At 45.7% G+C, this 17513-nt stretch carries 15 protein-coding genes; 1 reads left to right on the forward strand and 14 read right to left on the reverse strand.

Translation table 11 applies throughout. The features are described from left to right. Window positions 1-30: 30 nt before the first annotated feature. Window positions 31-912, forward strand: a complete 882-nt coding sequence (gene dapA, locus AC3WJC_RS02590; protein WP_492397509.1) for a 4-hydroxy-tetrahydrodipicolinate synthase — start codon at window positions 31-33, stop codon at window positions 910-912. A 61-nt stretch (window positions 913-973) separates the two neighbouring features. Here the strand turns inward: dapA and AC3WJC_RS02595 are convergent, their stop codons facing one another. From AC3WJC_RS02595 to mraZ, 14 genes are all read right to left on the reverse strand, one after another. After that, on the reverse strand, window positions 974-1153 hold the full coding sequence (locus tag AC3WJC_RS02595) for a histone H1 (RefSeq protein WP_492397510.1): 180 nt from the start codon (window positions 1151-1153) through the stop codon (window positions 974-976). Window positions 1154-1461: 308 nt separating this feature from the next. Next, complete coding sequence (ftsZ, locus tag AC3WJC_RS02600) at window positions 1462-3057, reverse strand: cell division protein FtsZ (RefSeq protein WP_492397511.1); 1596 nt, start codon at window positions 3055-3057, stop codon at window positions 1462-1464. Between the two features lie 126 nt (window positions 3058-3183). Then, on the reverse strand, window positions 3184-4539 hold the full coding sequence (ftsA, locus tag AC3WJC_RS02605) for a cell division protein FtsA (protein ID WP_492397512.1): 1356 nt from the start codon (window positions 4537-4539) through the stop codon (window positions 3184-3186). Window position 4540: 1 nt separating this feature from the next. Beyond that, window positions 4541-5413, reverse strand: coding sequence for a cell division protein FtsQ/DivIB (locus AC3WJC_RS02610; RefSeq protein ID WP_492397513.1), 873 nt, complete (start codon window positions 5411-5413; stop codon window positions 4541-4543). Beyond that, window positions 5403-6761, reverse strand: a complete 1359-nt coding sequence (murC, locus tag AC3WJC_RS02615; protein ID WP_492398981.1) for a UDP-N-acetylmuramate--L-alanine ligase — start codon at window positions 6759-6761, stop codon at window positions 5403-5405. The genes AC3WJC_RS02610 and murC overlap by 11 nt, the downstream gene beginning before the upstream one ends. A gap of 49 nt (window positions 6762-6810) precedes the next feature. Further along, the gene (gene murG, locus AC3WJC_RS02620; protein WP_492397514.1) at window positions 6811-7914 is read right to left on the reverse strand and encodes an undecaprenyldiphospho-muramoylpentapeptide beta-N-acetylglucosaminyltransferase; all 1104 of its coding nucleotides are present in this window, start codon (window positions 7912-7914) and stop codon (window positions 6811-6813) included. An 87-nt stretch (window positions 7915-8001) separates the two neighbouring features. Beyond that, entirely contained in the window at window positions 8002-9153 is a 1152-nt protein-coding gene (locus tag AC3WJC_RS02625; RefSeq protein ID WP_492397515.1) for an FtsW/RodA/SpoVE family cell cycle protein, read from the reverse strand. Window positions 9154-9237: 84 nt separating this feature from the next. Beyond that, window positions 9238-10608, reverse strand: coding sequence for a UDP-N-acetylmuramoyl-L-alanine--D-glutamate ligase (murD, locus tag AC3WJC_RS02630; protein WP_492397516.1), 1371 nt, complete (start codon window positions 10606-10608; stop codon window positions 9238-9240). Window positions 10609-10723: 115 nt separating this feature from the next. After that, on the reverse strand, window positions 10724-11965 hold the full coding sequence (gene mraY, locus AC3WJC_RS02635) for a phospho-N-acetylmuramoyl-pentapeptide-transferase (RefSeq protein ID WP_492397517.1): 1242 nt from the start codon (window positions 11963-11965) through the stop codon (window positions 10724-10726). Between the two features lie 11 nt (window positions 11966-11976). After that, on the reverse strand, window positions 11977-13437 hold the full coding sequence (locus AC3WJC_RS02640; protein WP_492397518.1) for a UDP-N-acetylmuramoyl-L-alanyl-D-glutamate--2,6-diaminopimelate ligase: 1461 nt from the start codon (window positions 13435-13437) through the stop codon (window positions 11977-11979). Next, a complete protein-coding gene (locus AC3WJC_RS02645) occupies window positions 13434-15536 on the reverse strand; it encodes a penicillin-binding transpeptidase domain-containing protein (protein WP_492397519.1) in 2103 nt (700 codons plus the stop codon). Before AC3WJC_RS02645 ends, AC3WJC_RS02640 begins: the two co-directional genes overlap by 4 nt. Then, window positions 15526-15936 carry an FtsL-like putative cell division protein gene (locus AC3WJC_RS02650; protein ID WP_492397520.1) on the reverse strand — a complete coding sequence of 137 codons (411 nt, stop codon included), beginning with the start codon at window positions 15934-15936 and terminating at the stop codon, window positions 15526-15528. Before AC3WJC_RS02650 ends, AC3WJC_RS02645 begins: the two co-directional genes overlap by 11 nt. After that, window positions 15933-16838, reverse strand: a complete 906-nt coding sequence (rsmH, locus tag AC3WJC_RS02655) for a 16S rRNA (cytosine(1402)-N(4))-methyltransferase RsmH (protein WP_492397521.1) — start codon at window positions 16836-16838, stop codon at window positions 15933-15935. Before rsmH ends, AC3WJC_RS02650 begins: the two co-directional genes overlap by 4 nt. Then, window positions 16831-17295 carry a division/cell wall cluster transcriptional repressor MraZ gene (mraZ, locus tag AC3WJC_RS02660; protein WP_492397522.1) on the reverse strand — a complete coding sequence of 155 codons (465 nt, stop codon included), beginning with the start codon at window positions 17293-17295 and terminating at the stop codon, window positions 16831-16833. The genes rsmH and mraZ overlap by 8 nt, the downstream gene beginning before the upstream one ends. Window positions 17296-17513 lie beyond the last annotated feature (218 nt).

Below are 17513 nucleotides of genomic sequence, written 5' to 3' on the forward strand. Positions count from 1 at the left end.
TATTATCTTAGCGGGCTTTAAACATAATAGATGAACAAATTCTTCGGAACGGGAGTTGCAATGGTTACTCCTTTTCAGCCAGACGGACAAGTGGACTTTGACGGGTTAAATAACCTGATCGGGCATTTAATTGACGGCGGGGTGGAATACCTTGTTGTTTTAGGTACAACCGGCGAAACCGCCACCTTAACCAAGGACGAAAAGAAGAAGATATTTAAGTTTGTTGCCGAAAAAGCAAATGGCCGTGTACCCTTAGTAGCAGGTATCGGCGGTAATGACACCCTTGAGGTTGTTGAGCTGATAAAAGGTTTTGACAGTACCGGCTATGATGCCATACTATCAGTTAGTCCTTATTATAACAAGCCGACACAGGAAGGTATTTACCAGCATTACAAGGCCGTAGCGCAGGCATCACCGCTACCTGTTATACTATATAATGTACCCGGCCGCACTGGCAGCAATATGGCACCTGAAACTACTGTGCGCCTGGCTAATGATTTTGATAACATTATAGGTATTAAAGAGGCCGCCGGTAATTTCGACCAGTTTAACCAGATACTGCGTGATATGCCTGATGATTTCCTCTTTATATCGGGCGATGACCCGGTAACCTTGCCGCTGATCGCGATGGGTGGGGCCGGACTCATATCTGTTGTGGGTAATGCCTTACCGCGTGAACTGACAGATATGGTACGCCAATGCCTTGCCGGTGATTTTAAAAAAGCCCGTAAAGCTCATTTTGATCTGGTTGAGTTTACCCGCCTGATGTTTGTTGAGGGCAACCCGGCCGGGGTTAAAGCGGCATTAAAACATTTGGATGTTTGTGGTGATACTCTGCGCCTGCCACTAACGCCTGTTAGCCCGGCTACTGAACAGGCCATCATCAGCGAGATCAATAAGATAAAAGCATAAAATAGAAAAACCGGCTTCGGCCGGTTTTTAATTGGTCAGTGTTTTAGAAGATCCTGTAAACTTATTCCTCTTTGTTCTTGGTATTCTGAACTTCCAGGCGGATAGTTTGAGCTAAGTTTTTCAGATCCTGCAAACCTTTGCGCAAGCGGGTGCCCGCGGCGCTGTTACCTTTACTGTAGAATTTGTCAGCATCAGTCTCCAGCGAGGACACGAGCTCTTTCAGTTCGCTAAATTTTTTCATTTTAGGTTACTCCTTTGATTAGATAATTGAGTTTAATTGTTTTACTGTAGCTAATCTAAAATTGTTTTTATTTAAAAAAAAATTTTCCACATCAAAATCTAATCTCAAAAGGTGTATTTTTTCCACATTTTAACTGATAGACAGTTATTTAGACTGTTTCTTGCTAAATGTACCCTAACACAGGCTTAATATTGGGTTTATACCCCCAATATGGGGGATGCTTACGTTAGCGGCTGAAGCGAGGTTATGCGCAAATAAAAAGCCTCTGCAAGGGGATGCAGAGGCTGGAGAATTATGTTTGGGTATAGTTAGTCTACGTTATCGTGCAAAAACGAGTTGTTGTTCCTGATCTCGGTTTTACCTTCATCATCCGGTAATAATGAGAAGCGTGAGATCTGGCTTTCGTTAGATGCCGGAGTTTGCTGTAAAGCGATCTCCTTACGTTTATAAGCAGGAACATTTTCCAACTCCTGTAAATTACCTGAACGGAGTTTCATGCTCAGGTCTTTCAACCTCATGATGCGCTCACGCGATTTGCGTAGTTGCTCCTCCATTGATTCCTCAGTTTTATCATCATCAGCACCGGCAACAGGTTCCGGGGTTGGTTCCGGCTCCGGTTCTGCCTGCTCAACCGTTTGGTATTGCATTACCGATTCGGTTATCTTAAAGGTAAAATCAGTTACCTCAGGCTCGGCAGATGCTTTAGGCTCTTCGGGCGTTAACTGGTGCCTTACTACAGGGGCTGCATTTTCTTCAGTAGCGCGGTTGCCAAATAAATCAAACAAGCCGGTTTGTTTAGGCTCATCCTTAGCCTTCATGTACGGCTCAACCACAGCATCAGCCTTAACCGGGTTAATAAATTCGTTTACCGGCTTAACCATTGGTGCATCCTCAGGCATCAGCATAGAAACTACTTTTTTGTTGCTGATCTCTTTCTCGCGCTCATCCTTGGTTTGGAAACCGGTAGCGATGATAGTAACCGATATTTTATCACCTAAATTCTCGTCGCGGCAGTTACCCCAGATCAGGTCGGCAGCAAGGCCGGCCTCTTCCTGTATGTAATCCGTGATCACGCTTACTTCATCCATTGTTACCTCTTTATCACCCGAGGTAATGTTAAGCAGTATGTAGCGTGCACCTTCAATCTCGTTATCTTTTAACAGTGGCGATGCAAGGGCACCCTCAACCGCTTTAAGGGCACGGTTTTCGCCATCGGCAGCACTGCTGCCCATTATGGCTACGCCGCTATCCTTCATTACGGTGCGCACATCCTTAAAATCCACGTTGATATAGCCCGGCAGGGTAATGATCTCGGCAATACCTTTGGCAGCCGTGGTCAAAATATTATCAGCCTGGCCAAATGCCGAACCTAGGGTAAGGTTGCCAAATATCTGGCGCAGCCTGTCGTTTGAAATTACCAGGTACGAGTCAACGTATTTTTTCAGTTCTTCCAAACCTTCCTCGGCCTGCATTTTACGGCGTTTGCCTTCAAATGAGAACGGGGTAGTTATAATACCTACAGTAAGTATATCCAGTTCGCGTGCTGCTTTGGCAATGATAGGGCTCGCGCCTGTACCGGTACCACCACCCATACCTGCTGTTATAAACAGCATTTTGGTATTGGTGCCAAGCATTTCCTTAATATCATCAATATTCTCGATAGCTGAGTTTTTGCCAACTTCGGGTATCGAACCTGCGCCCATACCTTCGGTAAGGCTGGCACCTAATTGTACTTTATTGGGGATAGGGCTAAGCTCTAAAGCCTGCGCGTCGGTGTTACAAATTATGAAGTCGACACCGGTAATTCCCTGCCTGTACATGTGGTTTACAGCGTTGCCACCACCACCGCCAACACCAATTACTTTGATGATTGACGATTTTTCTTTTAACATCTCGAACTGCATATCTCTTGTTTTCAGCTAAATGTATTTTGACGATCAGTCAGAATTCTCTATTGTAATATTATAACTTTTTCCACAATGTTTTTCCACAATTGTCAATATTGTGGAAAAGTTTTCGTTTGTGAACAATTACTTCAGAAAATCCTCATCCTTGATGTCGTCCTTAATAAACTTTTTACCGCTCTCTAATATTTTACTTAGCAGGCCATACTTCTTTTCCTCGCTGCCGGCGCTGTATTTAACCTTTTCGGGCTTGGCAATGGCAGGTGCAGTAAGGGTAAGCGTATCGTATTCCATTTTTTGAATACCTTTTATCAGCAGGCCAATACCTGTTGCAAAAGTCGGGCTTTGCAGCTCCTCATATATGCCTTTTGGTAAAACCTCGTTTTTAGCCAGGTGCTCGTTGGGGTAGCCCACGCGGCAATCCAGGCCGGTTACATATTCAACCAATTGGGTAAGGTGTTTAAGCTGCGCGCCGCCACCGGTTATTACAATACCGGCAATCAGTTTTTTCTCGTAGCCTGATGATTTGATCTCGTAGTACACATGCTCGATGATCTCCTCCATACGGGCCTGGATAACGAAGGCCAGGTTTTTAACAGAGATCTCCTTAGGCTCACGACCGCGCAAACCCGGTACACAAACTATTTCGTTCTCCTTATTCTCATCAGCCAGGGCAGAGCCGAAACGTACCTTTAACTGCTCGGCAATGTTGCGCATAACTGAACAGCCTTCGCGGATATCCTCCGTTACGCTGTTACCACCAAACGGAATAACGGCTGTATGACGGATAATACCTTCGTGGAAGATAGCCACATCAGTAGTACCACCACCAATATCAACCAATACCACACCGGCTTCTTTTTCTTCATCGCTCAAAACTGATTCTGACGAGGCCAAAGGCTCCAGTATCAGTTCAGAACTTTCCAGATGTGCTTTATTAACACATTTAACAATATTTTTAATAGCGGTAACCTGGCCGGATATAATGTGGAAGTTAGCTTCCAAACGTACGCCAGCCATACCGATCGGATCTTTAATGCCGGGTTCGTTGTCAACAGTAAACTCCTGCGGCAGTACATGGATGATCTCCTCGCCCGGAGGCATCACCAGGTTATACATATCCTCGATCAGCTTATCAATATCCTTGCGTGATATTTCGCTTTGCAGATCGCGGCGGGTAATTAAGCCGCGGTGCTGCAGGCTTTTAATGTGCTGCCCCGCTATACCCACGTTCACTACCTTGATTTCAACATTTGATTGTGCACCGGCAACATCAACAGATTGCGCAATGCCCTGCACCGTTTTATCGATGTTTGACACCATACCACGGGTAACACCGGCCGATTCAGCTTTGCCTATACCCAATACCTCTATCTTTCCGTTTTTGCTGCGGCGGCCAACAATGGCGCATATTTTTGTAGTCCCGATATCCAATCCTACAATGATTGGTGAACTTTTTTCCTGTGATAAACCCTTGTCCATTTTACTGTTGTTTTATTTGCGATGTGTCGTTATTCAATTTTACTGTGGTGTCCTTTTTTACCGGGGCACTTCTTTTTTTGGCGGTATCTGTTTTAATATCCTCGTTCCGGATACCAATAACCTGGTTGGTATATTTAACATTCAGCGCCTTGTATTTATCCCATCCGGCTTTTGGCAGGGCTTGGGTATAAAAAGCCTTCAGGTTGCGGAATTTTATATCCAGCGAGTCGGCATTGCCTAATAATATTCTTTGATTGCCTACACGGGGTATCAATTCAATCTCGTGCGACTGATTAACATAGATCTGCGCCACCTGTGCATCCCAAAGTGAATCCTGATGTATATACCCCGCGGTTTGATATAGCGATATAGCCAGCTTGCTGTGCAGGGTATCTACACGGTTGGCAAAAAGCTCATCAATGTATCCGTTGGCTACAACCACGCGGGCGGTATAGTTGTTTGACAGGGGCATCTTTAATCCGTGCTGGTCTACATAAAAATCCTGATCAAAGCGGTTAATAATGCGCAGCAGGGGTTGGCGTTGTGTAATTTCAACCTTTATCATGCCATCCATATCCGTATATACCTTGGCAAACTCTACAAAAGGGTTGCCTTTTAGCTGGTTCTCCAGATCGTGAATGTTAATATTTTCAAGTTTGCGGCCTTCCAGCGTATGGCTGGTGGTGTGCAAAATGTTATCTACTTCCTGCCTGTCAATAAAATACTGGTTGCCGGGTATGTATACCTTTATGCCTTTACAAACCACTTCGGCCTTTTTTATCTCGATAAAACTCATGAGCGCGATAAGGCCACCCAGGCAAATTACCCAGGCAAAACCAACAAGCACACGGTTCCAAACACGTTTACGAGACATTTTCAAACACCTTTTTTAATGGTTGCACCAACTGGTCAATATCACCTGCACCTACCGTTAAAAGTAGTTCAGGTTTTTCATTTTCTATTATAGCTATCGCTTCTTGTTTTCCACATTTGCGTTTATTCCACAATTTCATCTTGCTGAGTATCAGTTCTGAATCAATACCCTCAATAGGCAATTCGCGCGCTGGGTAAATATCCAGTATCAGCAGCTCGTCGCACATATCCAGCACCTCGGCAAAGCCGTCAACAAAATCGCGGGTGCGGGTATACAGGTGCGGCTGAAATATGGTGGTGAGCTTTTTATCCGGATATAATGTTTTTACGGATGATATGGCCGCGCGCAACTCTTCGGGGTGGTGGGCGTAATCATCAATAAAAATGTGCCGGTCGCTTTTTACGATATATTCAAAGCGGCGTTTAACCCCTCTGAATGATTCGAGCGCGCTTTTTACAGCATCGGCAGATACATTTAAACGCAGCGCTACCTCAATAGCCGCTACGGCATTCTCAATATTATGTAAGCCGGCAATGCCCAAACAAATATTGCTGATGCTTACCGAATTATTTTTAAAGTCGAAGTAAAAGTTACCGTTCTCTACCCGGATGTTTTCCGCAACGGCATCGGCCTCACCGTTTATGGTATAGGTAGTACCGTTTGCCAGTGGCAGGCCTTGTTTGTGTATCAGTTGTCCGCCTTGCTTTATTTGCGAGGCAAACAGCGTGAATGATTCTGTTAAATGCGAGTGATCGCCATAAATATCCAGGTGGTCGGCATCCATCGAAGTTACCACGGCAATATCCGGGTGCAGGGTGAGGAAGGAACGATCGTACTCATCAGCCTCAACCACCACAATATCGTTTTTACCGAACAGAACATTGGTTTGGTAGTTGGATGATATGCCACCCAAAAATGCCGAGCAATCCGTACCCGAATCTTTCAGGATATGGGCGATCATGCTGGAAGTAGTGGTTTTACCATGTGTGCCCGCTACTGCTACGGTGTACTTGCTGGCGCTGATCAATCCTAAAACCTGCGAACGTTTGTACAACGTAAAACCCTTGCCGGTAAAAAAGTTCAGTATGGCCGAGTCTTTAGGTATAGCAGGGGTGTAGATGATGAGCGTGCTATCATCGGGCTGCCGAAAGCTTATTTGTATCTCGGCCGGTTTATCCTCAAATATGATGCAGATACCCTCATTACGCAGGCTATCCGTTAAATCGGTCGGCGTTTTGTCGTACCCGCAAACAACACAACCCAACTGATGGAAATAGCGCGCAAGGCCGCTCATGCCTATGCCGCCTATGCCTACCAGGTAAACCCGTTTTATGTTGCTTAATTCCATCATCACTTAAAATAAGGCCCCTCTACTTGCAAAGAGGGAACCTTATTGTTTAATTGTTAATTGTTATTTGGATAACCTCTTTCGCAATTACTTCATCGGCATTAGGCATAGCCAGTTTGACAATGTTATTGCATAATATTTTTTGTTTCTCTTTATCGTTCAATAATTCCAGGGTCTTGTCAACCAGTTTGGCCTCGGCATCGCGGTCGGCCACAAACTTGGCGGCGTTTTCCTGCACCAGTGCCAATGCGTTTTTGGTTTGATGATCTTCGGCCACGTTAGGCGAGGGCACCAGGATCACCGGCTTTTTAACCTCGCACAGTTCAGCGATAGTACCTGCGCCGGCGCGTGATATAATCACATCAGCCGCCGCGTAAACCAGATCCATACGGTTTAAAAACTCCCGTACCTGTATGTTAGGGTGAATGTTTTCGCCCAGTTGCTCTATAATGCTTTTGTAGTAGTACTTGCCGGTTTGCCATATAACCTGTACATCGGCATCAATAAATTTTTGCAGTCCGGCTTGTATACTGTTGTTCAGCGTGCGGGCACCCAGGCTGCCGCCCAATACCACCACTGTTTTTTTATGTGCTGACAGATGATACAGCTCCAAAGCCTGCATTTGCTTACCCGCAATATTTACCGACTCCTTACGTACCGGGTTGCCGGTTTTAATGATACGGTCGGCCGGGAAGAATTTATCCATCCCATCAAACGCGACACATATTTTTTTGGCCTTTTTACCGAGCCATTTGTTGGTTACGCCCGCGTAGGAGTTTTGCTCCTGTATAAGGGTTGGTATACCTTTTAATGATGCCGCGTATAATAAAGGCCCCGAGGCATAACCGCCAACACCAACGGCGGCATCGGGCTTAAAATCTCTGATGATCTTTAGCGCCGCGCGTACGCTGCTTATCAGTTTAAAAGGGAACAGGAGGTTTTTGATGATAGAGCCACGCTGTATACCCTGTATGTTGAGGCCGATGATCTTGTAGCCTGCCGCCGGAACCTTTTCCATTTCCATACGGCCATTGGCACCTACAAACAATATTTCGGTTGATGGATCGAGCTTTTTCAAGGCATTGGCAATTGATACCGCCGGGAAAATATGCCCGCCCGTTCCGCCGCCACTGATGATGATTCTTTTTGCCATTGCTTAAACTCTAAATCCTAAAAGCTAAATTCTAATTCTAAATAGTTATAAAAATCCGAAATCGAAATTTCGAAATCCGACATTGTTCTATACCGCCACTTCTCTTATCTCGCCAACCACTACTTTTTTAGGTTCCTCAATATCCCTGCTTACTGATAGTATGATGCCGAAGGCCACGCTTGTAAACAAGATGGATGTACCACCCATACTTACCAGCGGCAGCGGTACACCGGTTACCGGGCCTAAACCCACGGCTACGGCCATATTGGCAAATGCCTGTATGGTTAAACTAAAGCTAAGTCCGGCAGCCAGCAAGGCGCCAAAGGCTTTAGGGGCTTTAGTTACTATCTTGATACACCGGTAAAGCAAAAACAGGTAGATACCTACCAGCGCTATGCCACCTATCATGCCGTACTCCTCAATAATTGTGGCATATATAAAATCCGAATAGGGGTGAGGCAGGTAGTTACGCTCGGTACTGTTGCCCGGTCCTTTACCCACAAATCCGCCGGTCGCGATAGCGATCTTGGCGTGGTCGGACTGGAAGGATTTATCGGGATCGGCTTTCTCCGGGTGCATGAAAGCGTTGATACGTGATACATAAGTATCACGACGCCCGCCAAACATCATTACCCCGGCTAACAACACAACACCCGCTAAACAAACCAGCGAAATTTGTTTTATACTTATACGCCCTACAATAAGTAACAGGATGCTCACGCCAAACAACATGATGGCTGTTGAAAGACCTGCCGGGGCGATCAATACAAACACCACACACACTGAACCCATGATAGGTACGAATGATTGCTTAACATCCTTGATATTTTCCTGCTTGCGCGATAAGGTACGGGCAAGGTAGGTTATCAGCGATAGCTTGGCTAAATCCGAGGTTTGAAAGGTTAAGCCACCGGGTAAGGCGATCCACCTGCTGGCATCATTTACGTGGTTACCAAACAACAGCGTGTATAGCAGCAGCGGGATGGTAACGATCATGAGCAGTTTTGATATACCGGCATAATAGCGGTAATCCAGTTTGTGCGATATGTACATGAGGGCGATGCCCGCCACGATCATGGCGAGGTGCTTCATCAGGTACGATTCGGCACCGGTGCCATGTTTATAAGCGATGGTACCGGTTGAGCTGTACACCGCCATTAACGAAATAACCGACAGCACGATCACGATCAGCCAGATCCAGCGGTCGCCTTTGGTATTGTTTAGTATCGCGTTTAACATATTTACCTCTCCCAACCCTCTCCTAAGGAGAGGGCATTTTTATTTTTTCGTCCATGGACCATGGTCTATAGTCCATGGTCTTAACTATAATTCCCTTACTGCATCCTTAAATTGCTGACCGCGGTCTTCGTAGTTTTTAAACAGATCGAAGCTGGCACATGCCGGTGATAGTAAAACGGTATCTCCTTTTTTAGCTAAATGGAAAGCAATCTGCGCCGCTTCCTGTGCCGAAAAGGTATTTACTATAACCTCAACATCATCCTCAAAGGCATCATGTATGCGTTTGTTATCCTTACCCAAACATACAATGGCTTTTACCTTTTGCTTTACCAGGTCTTTAAGCATACCATAATCATTGCCCTTGTCAACACCGCCCAATATCAGCACCACATCGCTGGTCATGCTCTCTAAAGCGTACCAGGTTGAGTTCACGTTAGTAGCCTTTGAGTCGTTAATAAAGCTGATGCCTGATATCTTGGCAACAAACTCAAGCCTGTGCTCAATGTTCTTAAAGTTGCCCATGCTTTCCCTCATACTCTCGTTCCGTAATTCAAGCACCTTGGCTACTATGCCCGATGCCATTGAATTATAGATGTTGTGCTTTCCCTGCAGGGCCAGTTCTTTAATTGACATTATAAAATGTTCTTGTTGTGTGTTGATGACAATATTGTCGTTTTCCAGGTATGCGCCCGGTTGTAAAGTCTTTTCAATACTAAAAGGCAGCATTTGCGCGCCAAAAGTGCGGGTTTGCAATCCCTTCAGGGTTTCGGCATCATCGGCGCAGTATATAAAATAGTCGTGCTCCGTTTGGTTCTGCGTAATGCGAAACTTTGATGCCGCGTAGTTTTCCAGTTTATAATCGTACCTGTCCAGGTGATCGGGTGTAATGTTGAGCAGTACCGCTATATCCGCTTTAAACTCATACATATCATCCAGCATAAAGCTGCTGATCTCCAAAACGTAATGATCAAAGCTTTCGGTAGCCACCTGGTAGGCAAAGCTGTTGCCGATGTTGCCTGCCAGGCCCACGTTCAATCCCGAGTTTTTCAGGATGTGGTAGGTAAGGCTGGTGGTGGTGGTTTTTCCGTTTGAGCCGGTAATGCAGATCATCTTTGCTTCGGTATATCTGCCCGCGAATTCGATCTCGGATATTACCGGGGTTTTTTGCTCACGCAGCTTTTTAATGATCGGTGCTTTCTCCGGTATACCCGGGCTTTTCACCACCTCGGTAGCGGCCAGTATCTCGGCCTCGGTATGCTGCTGCTCCTCAAAGCGGATGTTCCACTGCTGTAGCTGCGCTTTGTATTTATCGGCAATCGGGCCAAAGTCCGACACAAAAACATCAAAACCCTTTTGTTGCGCAAGGTATGCAGCGCCCACGCCGCTTTCGCCCGCGCCAAGCACCACAAGCTTAGCCTGTACTTTTAAGGTTGATATGTTGTTTTGTGATTCCACTGATTTTGTTTATGATTCCACCGATTTTGCTTTGATTGCACCGATTTAATATATTTTATTCTGTCTTACTAACCTTTAATTACTAATCTCTAATTACTATTCACCATTCATCACCCTACCTTAGCTTCAATGTTATTACCGTTATAATGGCCAGCATAATGCCTAAGATCCAGAAGCGGGTAACGATCTTTGATTCGTGGTAGCCCTTTTTTTGGTAATGGTGATGCAGGGGCGACATCAGGAAGATCCTGCGGCCCTCGCCGTATTTCTTTTTGGTATACTTAAAGTACGATACCTGCATAATTACCGACATGTTCTCTACGATGAAGATGCCGCAGAGAATAGGTAACATCAGTTCCTTGCGTATCATGATGGCGAATACGGCGATGATACCGCCAATGGCCAAACTGCCTGTATCGCCCATAAAAACCTGGGCAGGGTAGGAGTTGTACCATAGGAAACCGACACATGCACCCACAAATGCGCCGGCAAAAATTACCAGCTCGCCCGAGTTGGGGATATACATAATGTTGAGGTAATCGGCTATAACCGTGTTGCCCGATACATAAGCCAGCAGTGCCAGCGTAATGCCGATAATGGCCGAGGTGCCCGTTGCCAGGCCATCAATACCATCCGTAATGTTGGCACCGTTGGAGATTCCCGTTATAATAATGATGACAAAGAACAGGAATACAACCAGTGTATATTGCTCATAATCTTCACCTACAAATTTTAATACCTTGCTGTAATCAAACTCGTTGTTCTTGTAAAACGGCATGGTGGTAATGGTCGATTTAATGTCCTGGGTATAAACCGGCACATTGTCGCGCATGTGGAATGATACCGGGGCATCGTAAGTTACCGGCAGTTTAACTTCCTGGCGGATAATGATGCTGTCATTAAAATACATGGTCCAGCCGATGAATAATGCCAGGATAACTTGTCCGGTTATTTTGAATTTACCGGCCAGGCCTTCCTTGTTCTTTTTAAATACCTTAATATAATCATCCAAAAAACCGATAGCACCTAACCAGATGGTAGTTACCAGCATCATAATGATGTATATATTATCCAACCGGGCAAAAAGCAGGGTAGGGATAATAATACCTAAAATGATAATTATACCACCCATGGTTGGGGTGCCTGATTTTTGCATCTGGCCTTCTAAACCGAGGTTACGTACGGTTTCGCCTACTTGTTTAAATCGCAGATAATCAATCAACCTGCGGCCGTATACCGTTGTTATTATTAACGACGTAATTACCGACATTGCCGTACGGAACGTGATGTACTGAAACACCCCCGCTCCCGGAATGTGGAATTTTTCGTTAAGGTATTGAAACAGGTAGTATAACATCCGCCTTTGTTTTAGTTCAATTCTTTAAATAATGCTACCAATTCTTCCATATCGTCAAAGTGGTTGCGTACGCCGTTTATCTCCTGGTATTTTTCGTGGCCTTTGCCGGCAAGTAATATTACGTCGCCGGGCTTTGCCAGGGTGCAGGCTGTTTTTATTGCCTCGCGCCTGTCGGTAATGCTCAATACATGGCGTTTAAATGCCGGGTCAACGCCCGCTTTCATATCTTCGATGATCTGTGTAGGGTCTTCGCTGCGCGGATTGTCTGAGGTCAGGATCACGTTGTCGCTCCATTCGCAGGCTACCTTTGCCATTACCGGGCGTTTGGTTTTATCCCGGTCGCCGCCGCAGCCAATTACCGTAATTACCTTTTCGTCGCCTTTACGGATCTGGTGAATGGTGCTTAACACATTTTGCACTGCATCAGGTGTATGGGCATAATCAACTATGCCAATAACTTTATTAGGTGCTACTATATAGTCAAAACGGCCTTCGGCACCTGGCAATTTGCTCAAGCTGGTCAATACCTTGGCTTTATCCTGATCAAGCAGCATGGCAGTAGCGTAAACCGCCAGCAGGTTGTAGGCATTAAACGTGCCCACCATCCTGAACCAAACTTCTTCATTATCAATGTTCAGCAGCAAGCCGTCGAACGCGCTTTCTAAAATCTTAGCCTTGTAGTCGGCCATGCTTTTAAGGGCATAGCTCTTTTTATGGGCTTTGGTATTTTGCAGCATTACACTGCCGTTTTTATCATCGGCATTGGTTAAGGCGAATGCGTTTTTAGGCAAGCCATCAAAAAAAGCCTTTTTAGCATCGCGATAAGCCAGGAACGTTTTGTGGTAATCCAGGTGATCGTGCGTAAGGTTGGTGAAAATGCCGCCCGCGAAATTCAACCCTTGTATACGGTGTTGAGCCACCGCGTGCGAGCTTACCTCCATAAAGCAATAATCGCAACCCTGGTCTACCATATCAGCCAGCAAGTTGTTAAGCGCTACCGGATCAGGTGTGGTATGGGTTGACGGAATGATAGTGCCGTTGATTTGATTTTCAACAGTGGATAGTAATCCGCATTTATAACCCATATCGCGAAACAACTGGTATAAAAGCGTGGCTACGGTGGTTTTACCGTTAGTGCCCGTTACACCAACCAGTTTAAGGTTTGATGATGGTTTTTCGTAAAAATTAGCGGCAACAATACCCAAGGCTATGGCCGAGTCGGCAACCATTAGAAAGTCCACCTCGCCGGTAACATGCGCAGGTAGCTCCTCGCAAATAATGGCGATAGCGCCTTGTTTAACCGCTTGTTCAATATAATCGTGCCCGTCAACCACGGTGCCTCTAACGGCAACAAACAACGAGCCGGGCACAACCTTGCGCGAATCAAAAACAACGGCTGTTATTTCAACATCCGCGCTGCCTTGTAACTCGGTAAAAGCAAGCCCCTCAATTATATCGCTCAAATATCTCATTGCAGTTCGAGTATTATTTTTGATCCCTTAGGTATCAGGCTGCCACCCGTTACCGATTGTTTTTTTACCGAGCCGCTGCCGCGTGCAACCACTTTGTAACCGGCATTACCCATGGCATAAAGCGCATCGCTCAGGCCCATGCCGGTAACGTTAGGTACTGAGCCTTTTTTAACCTTGGTGTCTTCAAAGGCGATACCGCTGCTGGTATCAATGCCGTTTTCTAAAGCATTAACCGAAGCGTAAAGCGGTTTAAGGCCAAGTTTGTTATACACCTGTTTAAGTGCTTTTACGTTGCCTTTTTTAACGTCAGGCATGCTGGTATTACCTACCAGGTGCTCGGTTTGGTTTTGGTTGATGTGCATATCAGCAGCATAAACCTTGTCGGCTATCTCCCTGAATACCGGCCCTGATACAGACGCGCCGTAGTAGCCATTCTTAGGGTCGTTAATAACTACGATCAGCGAGTACTTAGGCTTATCTGCCGGGAAGTAACCGCAAAACGATGCCTGGTATTGCCTGTTTGCCTTGTAACCGCGGTTACCATCGGCCACTTGCGCGGTACCTGATTTACCGGCCACTTTATAAACCGGGTTATTAATAATGTTTTTACCTGTACCCTCGGTTATTACACCTTCAAGCATGGCTTTCATTTTGCTCAATGTTACCTCTGAGCATATTTTAGGGTTGATAACGCGGGCATTGAAATGCTCAACCGTATTACCTAAACGGCGTATCTCACGCACAAAAATCGGCGCTACGTATTTACCATCATTAGCGATAGCATTATAGAACGACAGCATTTTTAATGGCGTAAGCTGCATCTCATAACCATAAGCCATTTGCGGTAAGCTCATGTTCTTGTTCCAGCTACGATTGTTTGGGTTTTTTACAACTGGTTTTGCTTCACCCGGAATTTGCAGGCCCATTTTTTCGTTCAGCTTCCAATCATACAAATGATCGGTAAATTGAGATTGATTATCATGGTAAGCGGTATTTACCAAATAAGCAACCGCCGCGTTTGACGATTCCTCAAATGCCTTTTTAACGGTTACGCGGCCAATGCTGCCGTGCGAGTCTTTAATGTTATGGCCCTTGATAGGGTAAACGCCGGTATTTACCATGGTATTGGTATCTACCTTATGGTCTTCTAACAAAGCCATGTATGAGGCTACTTTAAAAGTTGAGCCCGGATCCTGATTACCTGCTATAGCGTAGTTAAATTTTTCTTTATACACACCATCTTCAACCTTGGTAAAGTTGGCTACTGCGCGTACTTCGCCGGTATTTACTTCCATTAAAATGGCGGTTCCGTGGTGCGCAGCGCTTTTGATCATTTGCTTTTCAAGGGCGGTTTGCACCACATCCTGAAAGTTCACATCAATGGTGGAGATGATGTCCGCGCCTTCTTTAGGGGCAATATCATATTCGCCGCCGTTAACCGGCATCCATATACCACCGGCTATGCGCTGCATCAGCCTGCGGCCTTTTTCGCCATTAATATAACCGGCGTAAGCACCCTCTAAACCAACCGGGTTTTGCACGTTATCATTTTTATAACCAATGGTACGTGCCGCCAGTGTTTGAAAAGGCATAATACGCTTGTTCTTTTGCACGGCGATCAATCCGCCGCGATATTTACCCATGTTGAAAATAGGGAACTGGCGTACTTTTTTTAACTGCTGATAAGTTACCTTGCGTTTCAGTAAAAAGTAACGGGCTTTTTCGTGCCTGGCCTCACGCAATATGCGCGTATACTGGCGTGCCGATTTATCAGCAAATAAAGCCGACAGCTTATAAGCCAGCGAGTCAACCTTTTCGTAAAATATCTTATCGTTCTCTATTGCGCCGGCAAGCATATCCATACGCAATTCATATTCCGGTACCGAAGTAGCCAGCAGGCTGCCATCAACCGAGAAGATGTTACCGCGGCCAGCCTCCACATCCATATTACGTACCGAAAGGCTATCAGCCATTGAGCGCCATTTTTTGCCCTGCACAACTTGCACACGGCCAAGCTGAAATACCACGGCAATAGCGAAAAGCAGGATCAACCCGAAAGCAAGGTAAACCCTGAGCAGTATGTTGGTCCTAATTCCCATTTTGATCCTCCTTAACGGTTATTTTTTGAGGTGGTTCAATAGATTGTTTTATGCCGATGGTATCGGTGCGTTTGGCCACCTCGGTCAGTGTGCTTTTGTAAGCCAGTTCGGCTTTCGCCGATTTATAATCCCAGGTGAGCTCTTTTAACTCTTTACTTACCTTATCAATTTCGCGCAGGTTTTTTTCGGCCAAATGCCTGTTTGCTATATATAGCATACACAAAAACGCCACAAATAATATAAAGGGCAGGGCGTTTGTAGCCTCCTCGGTGGTTACAAAGCCTTTATTTAAAAATTGCGTAAAAAAGTTGTCCGGTATTTCACGTACCGGCTTTTCTTCCACAATAAGTTCCTTTTCGGCTACTTCTTCCTCAATTTCACTGCGTAAACGATTCGTCATTTCTTTACAGCTATTCTAAGTTTCGCGCTGCGCGCCCTGTTGTTATCTTTTATCTCTTCCTTAGTTGCGGTAATTGCGCCACGGCTCACCGCATCAAAAGGTTTTTTATCGTTACCATAGAGGTCTTTCTCTACCTCTCCGCTGAATTTGCCTTTGGCGATGAAGTTTTTTACCGGCCTGTCCTCCAATGAATGGTATGACATAACCACCAGCCTGCCACCGGCACCCAGTACCTCTGCCGATTGTGTCAAAAAGTCCTTCAATGCTTCCAGTTCCTGGTTAACCTCGATACGCAGCGCCTGGAAAACCTGCGCCAGGTATTTATTTTCTTTGCCGCGCGGTATTAGGTTGCTGATAGCGTTCTTTAAATCGGCAATGGTATTCAGCGGGGTATTTAACCTTGCTGTTGCAATGGTTTTGGCCAGCGATTTGGCATTTTGTATCTCACCGTAAATACCAAAAATGCGGTGCAGTTCTGCCTCGCTGTAAGTATTCACCACTTCTTTAGCTGTCAGGGCATCGGCCTGGTTCATGCGCATATCCAGTTCGGCATCAAAGCGGATAGAAAAACCGCGTTCAGCCTGGTCAAACTGGTAGGATGATACCCCAAGGTCCGCCAGTATACCGTCCACCGGGATCGCATCATGCAAACGGCAAAAGTTTTTCAGAAACCTGAAGTTCTGGTCAACAAAGGTGAAGCGGTCATCGTCAGGGATGTTCTGCTGCGCGTCTGCATCCTGATCAAACGCGATCAGCCTGCCTTCGGGGCCTAAATGCTTCAATATCTCGCGCGAGTGGCCGCCGCCGCCAAAGGTCACGTCAACATAAATGCCGTTGGGCTTTATAGCCAGCGCCTCAATACATTCCTTAAGCATTACAGGTACGTGGTAAGTGTTATTCACTATCCCTCCTTCCTGCGCTGCCCATTACCTGCTCGGCCATTGCCGCAAAATCATCAGGTATGCTGTTCATCAATTCATCATAAGCGGCCGGTGCCCATAGCTCAATTTTATTAAGCTGGCAGGCCACAATTACTTCGTTGCCGATGCCGGCATAATCAAGCAATGCTTTTGGCAACAGTACACGCCCGGCGGCATCTAACGACAAGCCCATGGCTCCACGGGTGAAAAAGCGCACAAAGTCGCGGCTTTTTCTGTCGTATTGATTAAGTTTGCTCAGGTCGTTCACCGTATTTTCCCACTCCGTTTTAGTGTATATCGTCAACTGTTTTTCAAAGCCGCGCAAAATCACAAGACCCTCTCCTTCAACTCCGGGGAGTTGTTTCTTGAGGTCCGAAGGGATCATTAAGCGCCCCTTGGCATCCAGCTTGCAATCATATTCTCCTAACAGGAATGACATCTATGGTGTATCGGCAATATTTGTAACGTAAAAGTAAATCACTTTTCCCACTTTCTACCACTTTCCCCCACTAAAAGTTTTCAACATTTTTAGTGCGCGTTTTGTTGCGATTTTGTTATGAATAATTTAACTGTAGACCAGTTAGTTAGGATGCCAGAAGCAATGGTGGTAAAAAGTGGAGGAAAAAAACAACTTGTAATACGATAGTAGATGATTAT

It is taken from the genome of Mucilaginibacter sp. FW306-07-L (assembly GCF_058782065.1).

What these genes read in the sequence shown, in the direction of transcription:
- AC3WJC_RS02640 (WP_492397518.1), bottom strand. Translation starts at nt 13,437, where the DNA reads ATGAGATATTTGAGCGATATAATTGAGGGGCTTGCTTTTACCGAGTTA.
- ftsZ (WP_492397511.1), bottom strand. Translation starts at nt 3,057, where the DNA reads ATGCAGTTCGAGATGTTAAAAGAAAAATCGTCAATCATCAAAGTAATT.
- mraY (WP_492397517.1), bottom strand. Translation starts at nt 11,965, where the DNA reads ATGTTATACTACCTGTTTCAATACCTTAACGAAAAATTCCACATTCCG.
- AC3WJC_RS02610 (WP_492397513.1), bottom strand. Translation starts at nt 5,413, where the DNA reads ATGTCTCGTAAACGTGTTTGGAACCGTGTGCTTGTTGGTTTTGCCTGG.
- murG (WP_492397514.1), bottom strand. Translation starts at nt 7,914, where the DNA reads ATGGCAAAAAGAATCATCATCAGTGGCGGCGGAACGGGCGGGCATATT.
- dapA (WP_492397509.1), top strand. Translation starts at nt 31, where the DNA reads ATGAACAAATTCTTCGGAACGGGAGTTGCAATGGTTACTCCTTTTCAG.
- mraZ (WP_492397522.1), bottom strand. Translation starts at nt 17,295, where the DNA reads ATGTCATTCCTGTTAGGAGAATATGATTGCAAGCTGGATGCCAAGGGG.
- AC3WJC_RS02595 (WP_492397510.1), bottom strand. Translation starts at nt 1,153, where the DNA reads ATGAAAAAATTTAGCGAACTGAAAGAGCTCGTGTCCTCGCTGGAGACT.
- AC3WJC_RS02645 (WP_492397519.1), bottom strand. Translation starts at nt 15,536, where the DNA reads ATGGGAATTAGGACCAACATACTGCTCAGGGTTTACCTTGCTTTCGGG.
- AC3WJC_RS02625 (WP_492397515.1), bottom strand. Translation starts at nt 9,153, where the DNA reads ATGTTAAACGCGATACTAAACAATACCAAAGGCGACCGCTGGATCTGG.
- ftsA (WP_492397512.1), bottom strand. Translation starts at nt 4,539, where the DNA reads ATGGACAAGGGTTTATCACAGGAAAAAAGTTCACCAATCATTGTAGGA.
- murC (WP_492398981.1), bottom strand. Translation starts at nt 6,761, where the DNA reads ATGGAATTAAGCAACATAAAACGGGTTTACCTGGTAGGCATAGGCGGC.
- AC3WJC_RS02650 (WP_492397520.1), bottom strand. Translation starts at nt 15,936, where the DNA reads ATGACGAATCGTTTACGCAGTGAAATTGAGGAAGAAGTAGCCGAAAAG.